Source organism: Acinetobacter sp. ANC 4216 (genome assembly GCF_004331195.1).
GTDB classification, from domain to species: domain Bacteria; phylum Pseudomonadota; class Gammaproteobacteria; order Pseudomonadales; family Moraxellaceae; genus Acinetobacter; species Acinetobacter kookii.
The window spans coordinates 22,435-40,063 of record NZ_SJOC01000002.1 but is presented as its reverse complement, the minus strand read 5'-3'; the positions used below and the strand labels follow the sequence as shown (position 1 = coordinate 40,063).

Below are 17,629 nucleotides of genomic sequence, written 5' to 3'. Positions count from 1 at the left end.
CTGAGGATTTAGGTAACAAAATGCTGCATCCAGGCAGATGCAGCGTTAAAGCAGATTTTAGCTGGGATGGGTGTTTTGCATCATGGCCACCAGTTCCTGTACGGCACGTGACTGGGTACGACCCGGATGCCAGACCATGCCCAGTTGACGTTGCATTTGCACATTAATATCCAGCAGTTGCAGTTCCTGATTCAGCAAAGTTTTTGGTAATACCGACCAGCCCAGACCAATAGAAACCAGCATGCGGATAGACTCAAGCGGGTTATTGCTCATGGTGATTTTCGGTTTTACCCTCTGCTTTTCAAACTCGGCCAAGGTGATTTGCGTGGTATAGGTTTGCGATGCTGGCAGTAAGCTCGGGTACTGAACCAGATCTTCCAGGCTCAAATGTTTTTTTTGTGCCAGTGGATGAAAAGGTGCTGCTACGAAAACCAGCGGATCATTCCAGATGGTCACGTAACTCAGGCGTTCATCACCTTGCGGCGGAAGGGTCAAAAATGCCAGCTCCAGATCACCTGCCAGTACCTGTTCATGTGCCTGTTCCGAGTCAACAAAATGCACATCTAAGGTCACATCCGGAAATTTTTGCACATAATTGCGCAAGTGCTGTGGCAGGTGATGCAAACCAATATGGTGACTGGTACCAATTTTCAGCTTGCCTTGCACCTGTTCCTGTTCGTGACTGAGGGTATGATGAATATCGCCCAGTTCATTGAGCCAGTTTTTCACTTTAGGCAATAAAGAATGTGCGGCATGAGTCGCCTGAACACCGCGGCCGGCAGACTCAAACAGTTTTACGCCAAAATATTCTTCCAGGCTATGAATGCGTTTGGTCACAGCAGGCTGGGTAATAAACAATAAATCGGCAGCCATAGAAATAGAACCGGTTTCCATGACTTTAATGAACGCTTCAAAGGCAGCAAGATTCATAAGGAGATATCTGGTTATATGAAAATTAAATAATTATAAAATATTTTTATATCAAAGGGGCATTTCATCTTAAAAAAGACCGGAAAAAATGTATGCAGATGTGAACTTAACAGCTAAAAATAAAACATCACCTCATGCCAATGAAGTGATGCTTGGAAAGCGGAAAACAGGAACCCATGATATTTCTATAGCCCGGAAATATTTAGATGGCCGCGTTGTTCCTGTTCTGCATTTTCACCGGTTTGGCTTCCCAGATTTTTTCATGGAAGAAGAACGCGATTGCCTGAATGGTCGGCTCAAGCAAGCTCAAGGTCACTGCCATCCAGATACTTCCTGTGACGAAATAACCGACCAACATGGCAATGGTGATGTGCATAATGTAATAGCTAAAGGTTTTCTTGAACATACGCTGGTTGTTATTCACAAATTTTTGGATATGAGCCATGGGGTGTTCCTCAATCTTTGCCTCGGGATATAGCTAAATGATAATCAGTCTTATTTAATTTGTAAAAACGAACATTTTTATGTTTTTAATCGGTTTTATAAATTATTTGGCTGGTTCAACTGAACAATCAATACAACAACAGGGGAACGGTATCGCCTAGAGAGATATGTCTAGAGATACTTTTCTGGAAGGGTGAACATCATGGATATTAAACACATCAAATACCTTCTTGATATTTTTGAAGAAGCGGTAGAAAAACGCAGTCAGGTCTATGAAATTGCCGATGATGAAGATGATGAAAATCAGGCGGCTGCCCAATGCGGTGCAGCGAAAGCAGAACTCATCCGGGCGATTGAACAGCTGGTAGATGCGAAACAAAAACCGTCGGGTTAAATTCAGCATGGGTACTCCCTGCAGGCAGCGTTAAAGCCTTTCATTTGTTGAGCATGAGCATAAGGAGATTGCCGTCTGGTTTAAAAACTGAAGGGATGAAATTTTGCCAAAATGCAGGGTTTAAATACGGTCAAAATTAATTCCAAAAAGTTTTTAAACTAATAAAAATGATAAATTAGATTTATGTAAATACGTGGTTATAATCGAAGTTAATGAAAGCATTACCCAGTTCTATGGAGCGCGTCGACATGGCAGGCAATACCCCAAAAGCAAAGACTTTATACGATAAATTGTGGGATGACCATTTAGTAAAACAACGCGATGATGGCTCAGCCTTACTTTATATCGACCGTCATTTATTACATGAAGTAACTTCGCCCCAAGCTTTTGAAGGTTTGCAGCTGGCAGGTCGTAAACCTTGGCGTTTAAGTGCCAATGTGGCCACGCCAGACCATAACGTACCCACCTCAAAAACCGAGCGTGAGCAGGGTATTGCCGGTATTGAAGATGACACTTCGCGTATCCAGGTACAAACCCTGGATGACAACTGTAAAACCTTCAATATTGTTGAATTTGATATTAACGATATTCGCCAAGGGATCGCGCACGTGGTTGGACCTGAGCAAGGTTTGACTTTGCCGGGCATGACAGTGGTGTGTGGTGACTCGCATACGGCAACTCACGGTGCATTTGGCTGTTTGGCGCACGGTATCGGGACTTCAGAAGTTGAACATGTATTGGCAACCCAGTGCCTGGTTCAAAAGAAAATGAAGAACATGTTGGTGCGTGTTGATGGCAAATTGGGCCAAGGCGTTACACCAAAAGATGTGGTATTGGCGATTATCGGTAAAATTGGCACTGCAGGCGGTACTGGTCACGCGATTGAATTTGGCGGTCAGGTGTTCCGTGACATGTCGATTGAAGGTCGTATGACCGTGTGCAACATGGCGATTGAAGCCGGTGCCCGTGTCGGTATGGTCGCTGTGGATGACAAAACCATTGAATACGTGAAAGGCCGCAACTATGCACCGAAAGGTGAGCAGTGGGATGCCGCTGTTGCCTACTGGAATACCTTGCACTCTGATGAAGGCGCGCATTTCGATACTGTGGTGGTGTTACAGGGTGAAGAGATTGAACCGCAAGTGTCTTGGGGGACTTCTCCTGAAATGGTGATTCCGGTGTCCCAAGCAGTTCCAACCTTGGAACAGGCCAAAGATGACGTGCAACGCAATGACTGGACCCGTGCTTATCAATATATGGGTTTAAATGCCGGTCAGGCATTGGCAGACATTCAGTTAGACCGCGTATTTATCGGTTCTTGCACCAACTCGCGTATTGAAGATATTCGTGCTGCTGCTGAAGTGATTAAAGGCCGTAAAGTGGCTGCTTCAATTAAACAGGCCATGGTGGTTCCGGGTTCTGGTTTGGTGAAACAGCAGGCTGAAGCTGAAGGCTTGGATAAAGTATTCTTGGATGCAGGTTTTGAATGGCGTGAACCGGGCTGTTCAATGTGCTTGGCCATGAATGCTGACAAATTGCAACCGGGCGAGCACTGTGCCTCAACTTCTAACCGTAACTTCGAAGGTCGTCAGGGCAATGGCGGTCGTACGCACTTGGTGAGTCCTGCGATGGCAGCTGCTGCAGCGATTGCCGGTCATTTTGTTGACGTACGTACGTTCTAGTTTAAGCCCTCATCCCAACCTTCTTCCTGAGCCATATCATGGCGCAAGAGAAGGAGTTCCCTCTCATTGTAGGAGAGGGTTAGGGAGAGGTTACGGATTTATTGGGAAATAAACATGAAAAAATATACCGTTGAACAAGGTATCGTTGCACCATTAGACCGTGCCAATGTCGATACAGATTTAATTATTCCAAAACAGTTTTTGAAATCGATCAAACGTACCGGTTTTGGTGAAAACTTATTTGATGAATTGCGTTATCTGGATGAAGGCTATCCAGGTCAGGACAACTCAAAACGTCCTAAGAATCCAGATTTCGTCTTGAACCAGCCGCGTTATCAAGGTGCGACAGTTTTAATTTCACGTGCCAACTTTGGTTGCGGTTCAAGCCGTGAGCATGCGCCATGGGCGTTGAACGAATACGGTTTCCGTACCGTGATTGCACCAAGCTATGCCGACATTTTCTTTAATAACAGCTTTAAAAATGGCATGTTGCCGGTGATCTTGTCTGAAGAAATCGTCGATCAGTTATTTAAAGAATGTGTGGCAACTGAAGGCTACCAGTTAACCATCGACCTGGAAGCGCAGGAAGTACGTACGCCATCGGGTGAGAGCTTTAAATTTGAAGTCGATCCGTTCCGCAAACACTGCCTGTTGAATGGTCTGGATGATATTGGCTTAACTTTACAGGCTGCGGATGATATTCGTGCCTATGAAGAAAAGACCAAACAGTCACGTCCTTGGGTATTTCAGGAAATTCATGGTTAATTACTTGAATTTTCAGCGCTAGTAGTATCCAGGCCTAACTCTTGCTAATATCGGATCCATAAAAATATTTAGTTGGCTTTAATTGGTGAGGGTTGGGCTCGAACAATGACAAAAGTTTATGGTCAGCTTGCTGTACTGGGTCTTGTGGCCGCATTTTTAAGTGCATGCCAAAGCATTGATACAGTACGGATTAAACATGTAAAAGAAACTGAAAGTAGTAAAACGAATGCCTTGATTTACTGTGCGGGTACTGCAAACTGTGAATTTGAACGTTTAAATAAAATTCAAATTATTGATGCAGCCCAGCGCCGTGTAAATAGTGCTGCGGTTGAATCGGGTATTTTACGTTTACAGGCAAACTCCTTAAGTCAGCCGAATGCGTTATATCTTTCAATCCCTCCGGGGCAACATGAAGTGGTGATCCGCTTTTATCCGATTTCCAGGGATCGTGCCGAAATCCTTCATGTTTTTCACCAGTTTAAGCCGAAGCAGCGTTACATTTTTAAAATGTACCGTGAACGCAACAAACAGCAGGGCAGCTTGCTGAATGTATCTGCACCTGAACCCCTGTGTGTAGATCTCCTGCAAGAACACAAGACAATCCGACGTTTCTGCAGACCCTACAATGCCTTGACCGGTCTGGGTGAGTTTGTGGAAAAGAAAATTTAAAATCCCGTCGATGGAATGCATCGACTTCATAAATGGAAACACTCATGTCAAAACATATTTTGATTTTACCAGGTGATGGTATTGGTCCTGAAATCGTAAAAGCAGCTGAACAGGTGCTTGCACGCGTGAATGAAAAATTTAATCTGGGTTTGACTTGGGAACAGGGTTTATTGGGTGGTGCAGCGATTGATGCGCATGGCGAACCGTACCCAGCAGTAACTTCTGAACAGGCGAAAAAAGCCGATGCCATTTTATTGGGTGCTGTCGGAGGTCCAAAATGGGATACGATTGAACGTTCAATCCGTCCAGAGCGTGGCTTATTAAAATTACGTAGCGAACTCAATTTATTCGCAAACTTGCGTCCAGCAATTCTTTACCCGCAACTTGCCGGTGCTTCAAGCTTGAAACCTGAAATCGTATCAGGCCTGGATATCCTGATTGTTCGTGAACTCACCGGGGGGATCTACTTCGGTCAGCCACGTGGTATCCGTGAACTAGAAAATGGTGAAAAACAGGGTTTCAACACTGATGTATATGCAGAGTCAGAAATCAAACGTATTGCGAAAGTGGCGTTTGAAATGGCGAAACTTCGTGGTGCTAAAGTCTGCTCAGTCGATAAGGCCAACGTCCTTGAAGTGACTGAATTGTGGAAGCAAACCGTAACCCAGTTACATGCTGAACAATATCCAGAAATTAACCTGTCGCACATGTATGTCGACAATGCTGCAATGCAGCTGGTGCGTGCGCCTAAGCAGTTTGACGTGATTGTAACCGGCAACCTGTTCGGTGACATCCTGTCTGATGAAGCGGCGATGCTGACCGGCTCTATCGGCATGTTGCCATCTGCATCACTGGATGAAAACGGTAAAGGCATGTATGAGCCATGTCATGGTTCAGCACCAGACATCGCAAGCCAAAACATTGCCAACCCGTTAGCGACCATTCTTTCTGTGGCGATGATGCTGCGTTATACCTTCCGTGAAGAAGCCGCAGCGCAAGCCATTGAAGATGCGGTAGGCAATGTACTGGATCAAGGTTTACGTACTGGTGACATCATGTCAGAAGGCAATACTCAGGTAGGTACGGTTGAAATGGGTCAGGCAGTGGTTACTGCATTGAACTAAGTTCGCCTGACAGAAAAAACGCAGCCATGAGCTGCGTTTTTTTATGGCCTTTTCAGAGGTTTTTAACAGGTATGGCCAGTGTAATGAACCGATGTGGCAATGTTGTGTTCTAAGCGATAGATAATTTTACATTGCAAGTTGACATCATAGCTTTGTGCTCGGGGCGTCACGGGTACAGGAATATTGCCAGCATCAATATCGGCAGGATTTTGCGCCATCGGTAGCGGAATGCTGACAGGACGAATGACGGTATAAGTGAGCGTCTGATCATTTGCAATAGGCGCTAACACCTGCTGGTAACCGATGCTGTTTAAATCCAGCCTGGCCTGAATGCTTTGACTGGTCTGCCCGATAAATTGCTGTAAATAGGTATCACGTTGTTGTGCACTGGTTGTCGGTGATGTTGAGCAGCCATACAGCAAGCTCATCATTAAGCCCAAAATTGCAAAAAGACCGAAGGTGTGAAGAAATGACATCGCCTTTTCTCCATTGAAATAAAACTTTATTTTACACAGAGAAATTTGCATGAACGTTGTGATTTGATACACGGTCAGTAAATGGTCATCGCAATAAAAAAAGCCACTGTTTAAGTGGCTTTTGCTTACGCTAAAACTTAGCGTGCACGATAAGTAATACGACCCTTCGTTAAATCGTAAGGCGTCATTTCTACTTTCACACTGTCACCGGTCAAAATACGAATATAATGTTTACGCATTTTACCAGAGATGTGGGCAATCACTTCGTGACCGTTTTCTAAACGTACACGGAACATAGTATTAGGAAGCGTCTCGGTGACAACGCCTTCGAACTCGATGAGTTCCTCTTTATTGGCCATAGCCTACCTGAATGAATAAATTGGAAAGGCGCAAATTATAGTCAATTTTTTTGCATAAAACAAGGCGGAATGCGGCTTTGCTCGTTCATCTGTCAGTTAAATAAGCGAACTCTCTGTATAAAGATTTTCTGTAAAAAGCGCATTGTTCTGTTGTCAGTTTGGTCAATCACAGTTAATCTAAAATCAATCTTTTTAAGTATAAATGAAGAACATACAAGGAAGGTCTTTGCGTGGGTCAGCTAACGGATGCATCAGTTGTTTTACGATTGGGTTATCAAGCCATTCGTCGTGCAGGTTTGCCAACTGAAGAAATTTTAATGAAAGCTGGTGTAGCCTTAAATCAGGTCGAAACCAATGATCGTACCCCGCTCAGTGCCCAATATGCGTTTTGGGTGGCTGCGGAAGAGGTCAGTAAAGATCCTGATATAGGTTTGCATTTGGGTGAACACCTGCCTTTATATCGTGGTCAGGTGATCGAACACCTGTTTATTTCCAGTGAAAACTTTGGTGAAGGGCTGAAGCGCGCACTGGCCTATCAGCGTCTGATCAGTGATGCCTTTCATGCCACACTGGTAATTGAAGATGACCGCTGCTATTTAACCAATGGCGAGCAACCTTGGGGCGAAAATATCGTCAACCGTCATTTTTCGGAATGTGCGCTTTCAGGTGTATTGCGTTTTTTCAAATTTATTACTGAAGGTCGTTTTCAGCCGATCTATATCGATTTTAACTTCAGTCAGGGCGCACCCGATGATGAGTATTTCCGGGTCTATGAATGTCCAGTCAGCTTGGGGCAAAAAGAAACCCGTTTATATTTTGATCCTGCGATTTTAGATTACCAGTTATGGCAAGCAGAGCCGGAACTGTTGCAGTTACATGAGCAACTGGCAATTGAAAAGCTGCAAGAGCTAGCGCGTTATGATCTGGTTGGTGAAGTGCGCCGCGCGATTGGTTCGACTTTAGAAAGTGGTGAAACCACTTTGGAAACCGTAGCCACGCATTTAAATATTACGCCGCGCCGTTTACGTACCCAGCTGAGTGAAGCCAATACCAGTTTTCAACAAATTCTGTCTGATTATCGCTGTCGTTTGGCAAAGAAATTATTGGCCAATACAGCGGAAAGTGTAGAACGGATTGTTTATCTCACTGGATTTTCCGAGCCGAGCACTTTTTATCGTGCCTTTAAGCGCTGGACCAATGAAACACCGGTGGAGTATCGTAAGCGCAAGCAGCGTTAAGTTCTTTGATTAAAAAATTCCCCTAAATCCCCCTTTGTCAAAGGGGGATTCTTCTAAACGCGTTTATAACGCGAGGAATTTTCCCCTCCTGTTAGGAGGGTTTAGGGGAGGTATTTATTTTTAAATGAACATTTCAAATTTAGAAGATATTTTTTATTCCGGCATATTGAGCCAGTGCGGGCCTAAAGGCATTTTCGGCAGATCGAATTGCTCGGGATAATCGGCATGGATGAAATACAAGCCATCCGGTGGAGCTGTGATTCCTGCTGCTTTGCGGTCTTCAGCGGCAAAAATGCTATCAATATGATCAATATCATACATGCCCTGACCAATTTCCAGTAAACAGCCCATGATGTTGCGTACCATATGGTGCAAGAAGCCATCTGCCTGAATATCCAGCACCAGATAGCAACCATGCCGAATCAGGCGACAATGCTTGACATGACGCACCGGCTGGTTGGACTGGCAGGCTGCGGCACGGAAACTTTCAAAGTTGTGGGTGCCTTCAAATTTTTTTGCCGCTGCAATCATCTTCTCGACGTCCAGCGGATAGTAGGCGTGCGTGACCTGTTTATGCAGAAGCGCAGGGCGCTGCGGATTGTTGTACACCACATAGCGATAACGGCGTGCCTGAGCCTTGAAGCGGGCATGAAAATCGTTGTCCATCTGCTTGATCCACTGAAAGGCGATATCTTTAGGCAGCTGGCTGTTTGCCCCCATCAGCCAGCCACGAATCGGGCGGATGGCATGGGTATCGAAATGGGCCACCATATTGGTGGCATGCACTCCGGCATCGGTACGACCCGCACCGTGCAAAATGATCGGTTCATCGGCAATTTTGCTCAGCACTTTTTCAATGGTTTCCTGCACGCTTGGAACGCCAGGCTGCTGAGTTTGCCAGCCTCTATATCGAACGCCACAAAACTCAATACCGACCGCAAAACGTTGCATATTTACCTCAAATTACACGTGATCATGCCAATGAGCCTGCCATTGGTCTACAGCGTCGTATTGTAAATACATTTTTAGTGCTTTTGCATAAAGATCTGCATGTCCCAGACAATCACTCAGGATGATATTAGCTTGCAGTGTCCATTGGCTAATGGCATAACGCTGGTCAATTCCCCCAAAAGGCACTTGAGTGGTTAAAATCACCGCACAGCCAGCTTGTTGCAGTTTTTGAATGCAAGTAATCAGTTGATCATTCACTGCCAGATTTCCTGTACCAAAGCCTTGCAGAATCAGGAAGTTTGGTGGGGCCTGACAAATGGTTTGCAGATTGGCAATCTGCTGGACCAAATCCAGGGGCTGCATCATCAGGCTTAAACAGTTAAAGGTCGCAGCCTTGCTGATATCATCCTCATGGACGATATAGCTGGGGCTATGGGCAATAGGTTCGGCTGCATTGATTCCGCTAAAGGCATCCAGTTCTGTGGTATGAATTTTTAATGCGGTCTGGGCATGAACCAAATGATGATGAAAAGCCAAATAAACCCCTACCGGATATTTAACTACACAGTCCAATGCAAAGTTCAAATTGTCAATCGCATCGGTAAATTCGCGGGTATTGTCTCCCGCCGTATTTAACAGGGGATACTGGCTACCGGTCATGACCACATGTGCAGATTGGCCCAAAAAGCGTGACAGGACGGCGCTGGCATAACTGAGGGTATCCGTTCCATGAATAATCACAAAATGTTCAAAATGCTGTAGCTGAAGCTGTTGAATAGATTGAACCAGTTTCAGCCAGTCTGGGGCTGTACAGGCACTACTGTCCTGAATGGCCGGTGCAACAAAACATTCGATCTGCTGATCGAGAGGGAGAACATGTTGCAGTTTCGGAATAAATTGCCCGGCCGGCATCGGGCTGAGTGGATCACCAATACAGCCAAATGTACCGCCCATATAGATTAATGCTATTTTTTTCATCATAAAAAAAGCAGCCAAGGATGACTGCTTTATAGTAGATCGAAATCGCTTAAGATGCTATTTGATTGCGTAAATGATCTGCCTGCTGGCGTTGTTCAGGCGTATAGCCAGCCTCTTGCTCTGACAGTAATTCGCGTGCCGATTCCACCGCACCCAGCTGGATGTATTGCTGTGCCAGTTCCAGATTCAGGTTGATTTCATCCACTTCAGTCAGCTCAGGGAAGGATTGAACCAATGGATCATTTTTATCTGCTTTGGCTGCAGATGAGCTGATATTGCTAATATCAAAGTTTAGGCCTGCAGCTTTTGCTGGCGCTACTTCTGCAATTGGCTCTTTAATCGTGCTTGCAGGCTCTAAATTAAAGTCCAGATCCAGGCTTGGCGTGGTCTCTTCAGCTGCAACTTTTGTTTCAGCTGCTGGCGCTTCTGCAATGGAAAAATCAAAATTAAATTCAGGTTTTTCTTCTACAGCAGGTTCAATACTGGCAGCTTTCTCAGTTGCCGGTTGTTCGGTTGTTGCAGTGTCTAAACTAAATGAGAAATCCAAAGGCTGGATTTCTTGAGCCGGGGCAGCTTCTGGCTGGCTTTCAGCTACAGGTGCAGGATCAAGATTGAGATTGTTAAAATCTAGCGGCTTGATTTCTTCAGCAGGAGCAGGGGTAGCTTCAACTTTGGTTGCTGTATCTAAGGATAGGGTATTAAAATCAAGGGGTTTGATTTCTTCAACCGGAGTAGCTGCTATTTCTGCTTTTGGTGCTGTATTTAAAGATGCAGAATTGAAATCAAGAGGTTTGATTTCCTTAACGACTTCCGGCTGAGCTGAAAGTGATTCCTGCTGTAACTGATCAAAGGCAAGATCATTTGTTGCAGCGGGTGCAGCATCACTCATTAAAGCATCAAAAGCAGCCGTAGTTTTTGTTTCTGCAACCGCTGGTTCAGCTGCTTTAGTAACAGTTGATGATGGCTTAAAATCAATCGTATCTTTAGCGTTTACACTTTCATGATTTGGGGTAGGGGCGACACTTTCTTGATCATAGGCTGCTTTTTTAGCAAGCGCCTGCTCCAGAAAATCATCCAGTTCTAATGAGCGCAGGTGATTAATCAGCTGGCTGATGGCAAATTCATCTTTTTGCAGGATGTGAATGTCCAGTAACAGCAAATACAACTCGTGCTGTGAATTGTCTTTATTTAAAGCCTGGTTAATTTGTGCTTCGGCAGAGAAAAAATTGTTTTCGCGAATCAGGGCTTCAATTTTACTGCGGACATCGGCAGCTAAAGGGGTGATTTTTTTCTTTGCAACAACAGTATCAGCAACTTCTTTTGTTTTTGTCACTGTTTTTTTAGTTGAGCTTACTTTTTGAGTTTTGCCCTTAGCTGTTGTTGTTGTTTTACCTGATTCTTGGCTGTCTTGACGTTTTTTGAAAACGACCAAAACAATAATTAATATTACTAATGGAATCACATAAATCAGCATGTTTTAACCCCTAGAGAGTAGGACTTTAGAGATGTGCCTACTCAAAAAATCATCGTATGTAACATTGAGTTAGTGTATTGGCTTCTTATCTGCCTGTTGAGCTTTCAATTGTTGCTGCAATTGGGCTAGACGGGCATTTAATAATTGAATTCTGTGATCCTTCTGATTTAGTGCCAATTCTAATTGAGTTACGTTTCTCTGTAATCTAACGGTTTTTTCGCGAGATGTCATAACTTTTAATGATAACTCATTAGAAGTTTGCTTTTTTTCTGTGTTCTTTTTGGCAGAACCGCTGGCTGAATCTTGTTCTTTCTCTGCAACCAGGCTCATTTCTGCCTGATTCAAGCGATATTTGGCCTTAGCTGACTGATTGGACGGTTTGGAAGGTGCTTTGGCTAAATGGGCAACTTTTGCTTTTGGCTCTTCTTTTGGGATGGTCCCAGTATTTAAATTCAAAGCGGCGCCGCGACGCAAACGGTTCACATCACCTTGAATAAACGCATGCTCATTATTGGCCTTGATTTGTTTCATGACTTCGCCAATCGGACGATTTTGCTCAGTAGCCACACGTGATGCAATTGCCCAGAGTGACTCATTTGACTGCACCACATGCTTGCTGGCCTGTGCTGTAACTGCAGGCTGAGGCGACGGGGCAGGCGCCGTTTCTGGTCTGGTTTTTGGTGCAGCAGCTGCTACAGGTTCTGCTACCACCTTCGGTTTGGCCACTGTTTGTTGTGCCGATGCTGCATATTGTCTGACTAAAGGGTCTGACGAGATAGGGCTATTTGAACTTTTTGGAATTTTTATTTCTTTTTTTGTCGCAATTTGTGCCGGGATTGCATTCTTGGTTTCAGCTGGAGCATTTTTAGAAAGTACTGCCGGCTGTGCAGCTGGTGTCGCCATTGCTGCAATGACGACAGGTGCAGTAGAGGTATTATTTAAACTCGGTGGAGCCGCTTTATTGAGCTTTAATGGCGCTTCAAATGATTGCTGGAGTGCCGTTTTTGGTTTTTCAATCCGATATTGCGTGCTTTCAGGCAGTTGTAATGCAATATCCTTTTCACTAACAATGGTGATTGGGGTTAACGGTTTTTCATTGTCTGAGAGTCGGGCCTGAACATTTGCCTGGCTGCGTTTCAGCGGGGTCTTGATATGCTGTAAACGTGTCGCATTGCCTTCCTGAATTTTTATAATAATGTTCAGTTCAGCATCCGTTAATGGGCGTGACGAGGTAATGGTAATGACACCATTGCCCGAGCTATCGCGACGGGTAAAGAAATTGAGATGTCCGGGAGCATGATAGGCAACACCTAAAGTTGCGATATCTTCCGCATCGGCCAGGCTGGCCTGAATTTGTGCCTGCGGATCAGCATTGCGGAAATTCATTTCTGCATACAGTAATTCACCTGCTGCAGATTGAACTTGAATAGGATCAATAGTAATCGCATGAATATTCTGCGAAGCAATAATGGCTAAAATGGCTATCTTTAATTTGTTATATACGGTCATCTTAATCTTTAGCTCGGTTTTTTTATCGCACTGCGAAAGTTATAGATTAACGAGGTGTTGAAGAATTGTAAAACATTTAACATAAAGGATACATAAAAAAAGCCGATCAATTGTGACCGGCTTTTCTTTCATTTAGCTATTAAGCATTTTTGTAATCGATCAGGATACGTAACATACGGCGTAAAGGTTCTGCAGCACCCCAGAGCAATTGGTCACCTACAGTAAATGCACCCAGGTATTCTTTACCCATGTTCAGCTTGCGTAAACGGCCCACTGGAACAGACAGGGTACCTGTGACTGCTACCGGAGTCAGATCAGTCATCGATGCTTCACGGGTGTTCGGCACAACTTTAGACCAGTCGTTTGCACTTGCGATGATATCTTCGATTTCATCAAGCGGTACATCTTTTTTCAGTTTCAATGTCAGTGCTTGAGAATGGCAACGCATTGCACCAATACGTACACAATGGCCATCAATAGGAACAATCTGCGAGTTACCCAGGATTTTGTTGGTTTCAACCTGGCCTTTCCATTCTTCTTTCGACTGACCGCTTTCAAGCTGTTTGTCGATATACGGAATCAAGGAACCTGCTAAAGGCACGCCAAAGTTTGCTGATGGGAAACCTTCACCGCGTTGTAATGCTGCAATTTTAGAATCGATATCCAAAATTGGAGAGCGTGGGTCGTCTAACAAGTCTTTGGTGTTGTTATACAGATAGCCCATACCGTTGATGAGTTCACGCATGTTTTGCGCGCCCGCACCCGAAGCGGCCTGATAAGTCATTGAGGTTGCCCATTCCACCAGATTATTCTGGAACAGACCGCCTAAGCCCATCAGCATCAAGGAAACGGTGCAGTTACCGCCAACGAAAGTTTTAGTCCCGTTCACCAAACCATCTTTAATTACGTTCATGTTGACTGGGTCAAGCACGATAATGGCTTCATCCGCCATACGCAAGGTAGATGCCGCATCAATCCAGTAACCATTCCAGCCTTCAGCTTTCAGTTTCGGGAAAACCTCAGTGGTGTAGTCACCACCCTGGCAGGTAATAATGACATCCATTTGCTTCAGACTGTTAATGTCTGATGCATCCATAAGTGCTGGGGCAGTCTTACCGCCAAACGCAGGCGCTTCACCACCTGCATTACTGGTAGAAAAATAGAATGGCTCAAAATGAGCGAAATCATTCTCTTCAACCATACGTTGCATAAGGACGGAACCCACCATCCCGCGCCAACCGACCAGACCTACTTTCATGCCACTTCGCCTCGGTGCGTTAAAAAAAAATCAAAAGGGATTCGAGTGTATCAAAAAGGGACGTGACTGCAAGTACTACATAATGAAAACATCAATATTATTGAGCGAAATATCTTGTTTATGTTACATACAAAATTGATAAAGTTTTTCAACTGCAGATCAAATTACCAAGATAAAAAGAGTAAAGCTGATGATTTGGGTGGAAATAATTGCAGTTCTGGTGATATGGCTGACATTCTGGTCACTGATTCCACGGAATGAATGGTGGATTCGAGGTGCTGATTTTCCACGTTTGCAAATTCTGTTTCTAGGAGTGATTGCTTTTATTCTACTGCTGGTCTGGGATCAGCCCTGGAATTTAACACGGAAAATTATTTTTATCGGTCTGATGGCGGCACTGGCGTACCAGCTCAAAATGGTGCTGCCTTATACCTTTATCTGGAAAAAGCAGGTCAAGCATGTTCGCAAACATCAGCTGAATCCGGACAGACAAATTTCCCTGATTATTTCCAATGTCCTGACGACAAACAATAAATACCAGTTGCTGCTTGAGCAGATTCAAAAATACCAACCTGATTTGGTATTAACTTTGGAATCAGACCGGGTCTGGCAAAAAGCGCTTTCCGTGATTGAAAAAGATTATCCCTACCGGGTGCCTGTACCTCTGGATAATTTATACGGTATGCATCTGTATAGCTGTTTAGAGCTGAAAGATACCGAAGTCAAGTTCATCTTAAGTGATGAGATCCCTTCCATTCATACCACAGTCATTTTACGTTCAGGCCAGCCGGTACAGCTTTATTGCCTGCATCCCAAACCGCCCAGCCCCACTGAAGCGAAAGATTCAACCTTACGGGATGCGGAACTATTAATTGTGGGTGACCAGATCAAGGATCTGGATGAAAGCTGCATTGTGATGGGAGATTTGAATGACGTGGCCTGGTCGAGAACAACCCGACTGTTTCAGCGGATAAGTGGCCTGCTCGATCCACGGGTGGGGCGGCACTTTGTGAACACCTTCCATGCCGATTATCCCTTATTGCGTTGGTCACTGGATCATATTTTTCACAGTACCGATTTTGCCTTGGTGCGCATGAAAAGGTTGCCCCATATCGGTTCAGACCATTTTCCGGTATATGTGGTTTTACAGACAGGACGGATTTTTGAACAGGTGCAAGAGGAGTTGGAGCAAACGGATGCCGATGAGCGGGAGGCACACGAAACAATAAAAGAAGGTATTGAAAAAGCTGAAAAAGAAGAAAAACCAGTCACCGATGAAATTGCCCAGGCCTATAAAAATGGGATAAAGCAGACTGAATAAATAATAGAAAAGTGTACGAAATGGCTTACACCGATTTAGGTCAATTGCGAATAGTTCTTTTTTCTAAACTCATTTAATCTAAACTCATCAGCCAAGGAGCCGGGAAAGGAACATCCCATTATGGAAGATGAAATTTGCGGCTGAGAGAAAGTCATCATGGATATGATGCAGCAATGGACAGCAATAACAAAATAAAAATAACACTTGGAAGCACAACCTCATGTACCCGAGTTTTGCAGGACGCAGAACTCGGGTTTATGGTTTTATAGAACATCCTAAAAATAAAATTTCAGTCATGTATTTATCAAAATTTCAAGAACTTAAAATTTATATCGTAAATTTTACGGAACTATCACGTGATGCTTTACATATTTATGCCGGGCTGACGCTATTCTTTATCGTGGCGTTTTTCCACCATCGTCAGTTGAAGTCGAAGTGGGCGATTTGGACTGTACTCATTGTTGCAATTGCTGCAGAGCTGTTTGATGCCCGTGATGATTTAATCAATCATGGGCTGTGGCGCATTGGTGCCAGTCTGCACGATATCATCAACACCATTTTCTGGCCGCTGCTCATTTGGCTCATGGCACGATTTCGGCTGTGGAAGGGTTAAGCGTATCGAGGGGTTAATTCTATGATGACCTTTGCAATCCCAATGCCTGCCATCCTCCTATATCCAATAGTTACTAAAATTTGTTTTTAGTTTCGGTATTGCTCACCGCGTGTCGCCCTTGAAAAATGCCCTATCAATGCAGTCTATTTCAAGACTTGCTTATATAAGTTAAGCGTCTGATCACACATCTCTTTCAGGCTAAACATTGTGACCGGCTTCACTTGTTGCGGTTCATCCAGATGCTGCTTGACCGCATTGAACAGTGCAGTGTGATCATCCACGGCAATTAAACCTTGTGGATAGACCTGCGATAAAATTTCTGCCACGCCACCACGGTTCCAGCCAATCACCGGTGTACCGACAGACAGGGCTTCTAAAGCTGTACGACCAAAGGTTTCCGCCTGATTGGAAAGGGAGAGCACCACATCGCTAAATGCCAGCCATTCACGAATATCTGAGCGATGACCCACGAAAGTGATTTTGTCAGTTAAGCCCTTGCTTTGAATGGTGTCCTGCATTTCTTTCAAATAAGCGGCTTTTTTCGGGTCAGCGCCGCCCACCACCACTGCATGCAAATTCGGGTAGTGTTGCTGTAATTTTTCGACCAATTCAATCAGGGTTTCATGGCCTTTTAAACGGGTAATCCGTCCTGGAAGGCAAAGCAGAAACTTGTTTTCCAGCTCGGGAAAATCTTTAAAGGTTTGATTCAGCCATTGTACAGACGGCTGATAACCATGCGGAAAAGCAGCAGGGTCTATGCCACGGTAAATCCGCACAATATCCTGCGCTGGGCAGTTTTTGTAATTGTCAGTGATGTATTTGACCACACTGTCAGATACGGCAATGACTTTTTCAGCCCGGGTCATAATTTGGCTATAACGGTTAATCGAATAGAAGCCATGCACGGTACTGATTAAATGTGGACGACGCGTAGCAGGAATGCCTTTTAAAGCAAAATGGGTCAGCCATGCAGGCACGCGGGAACGCACATGCACGATGTCGGGCTGGTGCTGCTCGATCAGCTGACGCAGTGGACGAATTTGCCATAAGCTCGACAGGGCTTTTTTATGAATGGCCAAGGTCAGATGCTTTGAGCCTTCGGCTTCAAGCTGGGCCACCAGCCGCCCACCATTCGACACCACTAAAGATTCATGACCCTCTGCAACCAGGGCGCGGGCGATTTCTAAAGTACCGCGTTCTACGCCACCGCTATTCAGTTCAGGAAGAAGTTGCATCACTTTCATGGTTTTTTGCCTTATATGTTCATAAAGATGAATAATTCACAGGTACATCATCATCTTAAACAATAAATTTTTATTCGAAATTTACTATCGTGATAGCGACATGGATGTCGCCGTTTCGCTGTGTTGCAAGGATGTAACATCAGCGGAACACAGGATTGTTGCTTACTTTTCATCCCTGAAAAGTAAGGTATGCCTATTCG

At 44.6% G+C, this 17,629-nt stretch carries 18 protein-coding genes; 8 read left to right on the top strand and 10 right to left on the bottom strand.

What is annotated here, in order from left to right; genetic code table 11:
* Positions 1-57: 57 nt before the first annotated feature.
* Together E0H88_RS01700 and E0H88_RS01695 are read right to left on the bottom strand one after the other, a co-directional pair.
* Positions 58-930, bottom strand: a complete 873-nt coding sequence (locus E0H88_RS01700) for a LysR family transcriptional regulator (RefSeq protein ID WP_131272870.1) — start codon at positions 928-930, stop codon at positions 58-60.
* A gap of 202 nt (positions 931-1,132) precedes the next feature.
* Complete coding sequence (locus tag E0H88_RS01695; RefSeq protein WP_092819078.1) at positions 1,133-1,375, bottom strand: DUF2061 domain-containing protein; 243 nt, start codon at positions 1,373-1,375, stop codon at positions 1,133-1,135.
* Between the two features lie 201 nt (positions 1,376-1,576).
* Between E0H88_RS01695 and E0H88_RS01690 the strand changes: the two genes are divergently transcribed.
* The 5 genes from E0H88_RS01690 (at position 1,577) to leuB (ending at position 6,008) form a co-directional block, all read left to right on the top strand.
* Positions 1,577-1,768, top strand: coding sequence for a hypothetical protein (locus tag E0H88_RS01690; protein WP_131272869.1), 192 nt, complete (start codon positions 1,577-1,579; stop codon positions 1,766-1,768).
* 248 nt (positions 1,769-2,016) lie between these two features.
* Positions 2,017-3,450, top strand: a complete 1,434-nt coding sequence (gene leuC / locus E0H88_RS01685) for a 3-isopropylmalate dehydratase large subunit (protein WP_092819076.1) — start codon at positions 2,017-2,019, stop codon at positions 3,448-3,450.
* Between the two features lie 114 nt (positions 3,451-3,564).
* Positions 3,565-4,215: a 3-isopropylmalate dehydratase small subunit gene (gene leuD, locus E0H88_RS01680; protein WP_131272868.1), complete on the top strand. Its 651-nt coding sequence runs from the start codon at positions 3,565-3,567 to the stop codon at positions 4,213-4,215.
* Between the two features lie 105 nt (positions 4,216-4,320).
* The gene (locus tag E0H88_RS01675) at positions 4,321-4,884 is read left to right on the top strand and encodes a hypothetical protein (protein WP_131272867.1); all 564 of its coding nucleotides are present in this window, start codon (positions 4,321-4,323) and stop codon (positions 4,882-4,884) included.
* 44 nt (positions 4,885-4,928) lie between these two features.
* Complete coding sequence (gene leuB / locus E0H88_RS01670; RefSeq protein ID WP_131272866.1) at positions 4,929-6,008, top strand: 3-isopropylmalate dehydrogenase; 1,080 nt, start codon at positions 4,929-4,931, stop codon at positions 6,006-6,008.
* 62 nt (positions 6,009-6,070) lie between these two features.
* Here the strand turns inward: leuB and E0H88_RS01665 are convergent, their stop codons facing one another.
* Positions 6,071-6,484, bottom strand: a complete 414-nt coding sequence (locus tag E0H88_RS01665; RefSeq protein ID WP_252151963.1) for a hypothetical protein — start codon at positions 6,482-6,484, stop codon at positions 6,071-6,073.
* Positions 6,485-6,621: 137 nt separating this feature from the next.
* Positions 6,622-6,843 carry a translation initiation factor IF-1 gene (gene infA / locus E0H88_RS01660; protein ID WP_001284370.1) on the bottom strand — a complete coding sequence of 74 codons (222 nt, stop codon included), beginning with the start codon at positions 6,841-6,843 and terminating at the stop codon, positions 6,622-6,624.
* Positions 6,844-7,073: 230 nt separating this feature from the next.
* Here infA and E0H88_RS01655 point away from each other — a divergent pair, with 230 nt between their 5' ends.
* A complete protein-coding gene (locus E0H88_RS01655; protein ID WP_086198426.1) occupies positions 7,074-8,081 on the top strand; it encodes an AraC family transcriptional regulator in 1,008 nt (335 codons plus the stop codon).
* Positions 8,082-8,234: 153 nt separating this feature from the next.
* On the opposite strand, the gene truA is transcribed toward E0H88_RS01655, so the two are convergent.
* From truA to asd, 5 genes are all read right to left on the bottom strand, one after another.
* Positions 8,235-9,032 carry a tRNA pseudouridine(38-40) synthase TruA gene (gene truA / locus E0H88_RS01650; RefSeq protein ID WP_131272865.1) on the bottom strand — a complete coding sequence of 266 codons (798 nt, stop codon included), beginning with the start codon at positions 9,030-9,032 and terminating at the stop codon, positions 8,235-8,237.
* A 12-nt stretch (positions 9,033-9,044) separates the two neighbouring features.
* Positions 9,045-10,013, bottom strand: a complete 969-nt coding sequence (locus E0H88_RS01645; protein ID WP_131272864.1) for an asparaginase — start codon at positions 10,011-10,013, stop codon at positions 9,045-9,047.
* Positions 10,014-10,059: 46 nt separating this feature from the next.
* A complete protein-coding gene (gene fimV, locus E0H88_RS01640) occupies positions 10,060-11,484 on the bottom strand; it encodes a T4P machinery localization factor FimV (protein ID WP_131272863.1) in 1,425 nt (474 codons plus the stop codon).
* A 69-nt stretch (positions 11,485-11,553) separates the two neighbouring features.
* Positions 11,554-12,993: a type IV pilus assembly protein FimV gene (locus E0H88_RS01635; RefSeq protein WP_131272862.1), complete on the bottom strand. Its 1,440-nt coding sequence runs from the start codon at positions 12,991-12,993 to the stop codon at positions 11,554-11,556.
* Between the two features lie 139 nt (positions 12,994-13,132).
* Positions 13,133-14,251 carry an aspartate-semialdehyde dehydrogenase gene (asd, locus tag E0H88_RS01630; RefSeq protein WP_131272861.1) on the bottom strand — a complete coding sequence of 373 codons (1,119 nt, stop codon included), beginning with the start codon at positions 14,249-14,251 and terminating at the stop codon, positions 13,133-13,135.
* A gap of 190 nt (positions 14,252-14,441) precedes the next feature.
* On the opposite strand from asd, the gene E0H88_RS01625 reads away from it, so the two are divergent.
* Both E0H88_RS01625 and E0H88_RS01620 read left to right on the top strand, forming a co-directional pair.
* Positions 14,442-15,572: an endonuclease/exonuclease/phosphatase family protein gene (locus tag E0H88_RS01625; RefSeq protein ID WP_131272860.1), complete on the top strand. Its 1,131-nt coding sequence runs from the start codon at positions 14,442-14,444 to the stop codon at positions 15,570-15,572.
* A 220-nt stretch (positions 15,573-15,792) separates the two neighbouring features.
* Positions 15,793-16,185 carry a hypothetical protein gene (locus tag E0H88_RS01620; protein WP_252151962.1) on the top strand — a complete coding sequence of 131 codons (393 nt, stop codon included), beginning with the start codon at positions 15,793-15,795 and terminating at the stop codon, positions 16,183-16,185.
* Positions 16,186-16,328: 143 nt separating this feature from the next.
* Here the strand turns inward: E0H88_RS01620 and E0H88_RS01615 are convergent, their stop codons facing one another.
* Positions 16,329-17,429 carry a glycosyltransferase family 4 protein gene (locus E0H88_RS01615; RefSeq protein ID WP_092819065.1) on the bottom strand — a complete coding sequence of 367 codons (1,101 nt, stop codon included), beginning with the start codon at positions 17,427-17,429 and terminating at the stop codon, positions 16,329-16,331.
* Positions 17,430-17,629 lie beyond the last annotated feature (200 nt).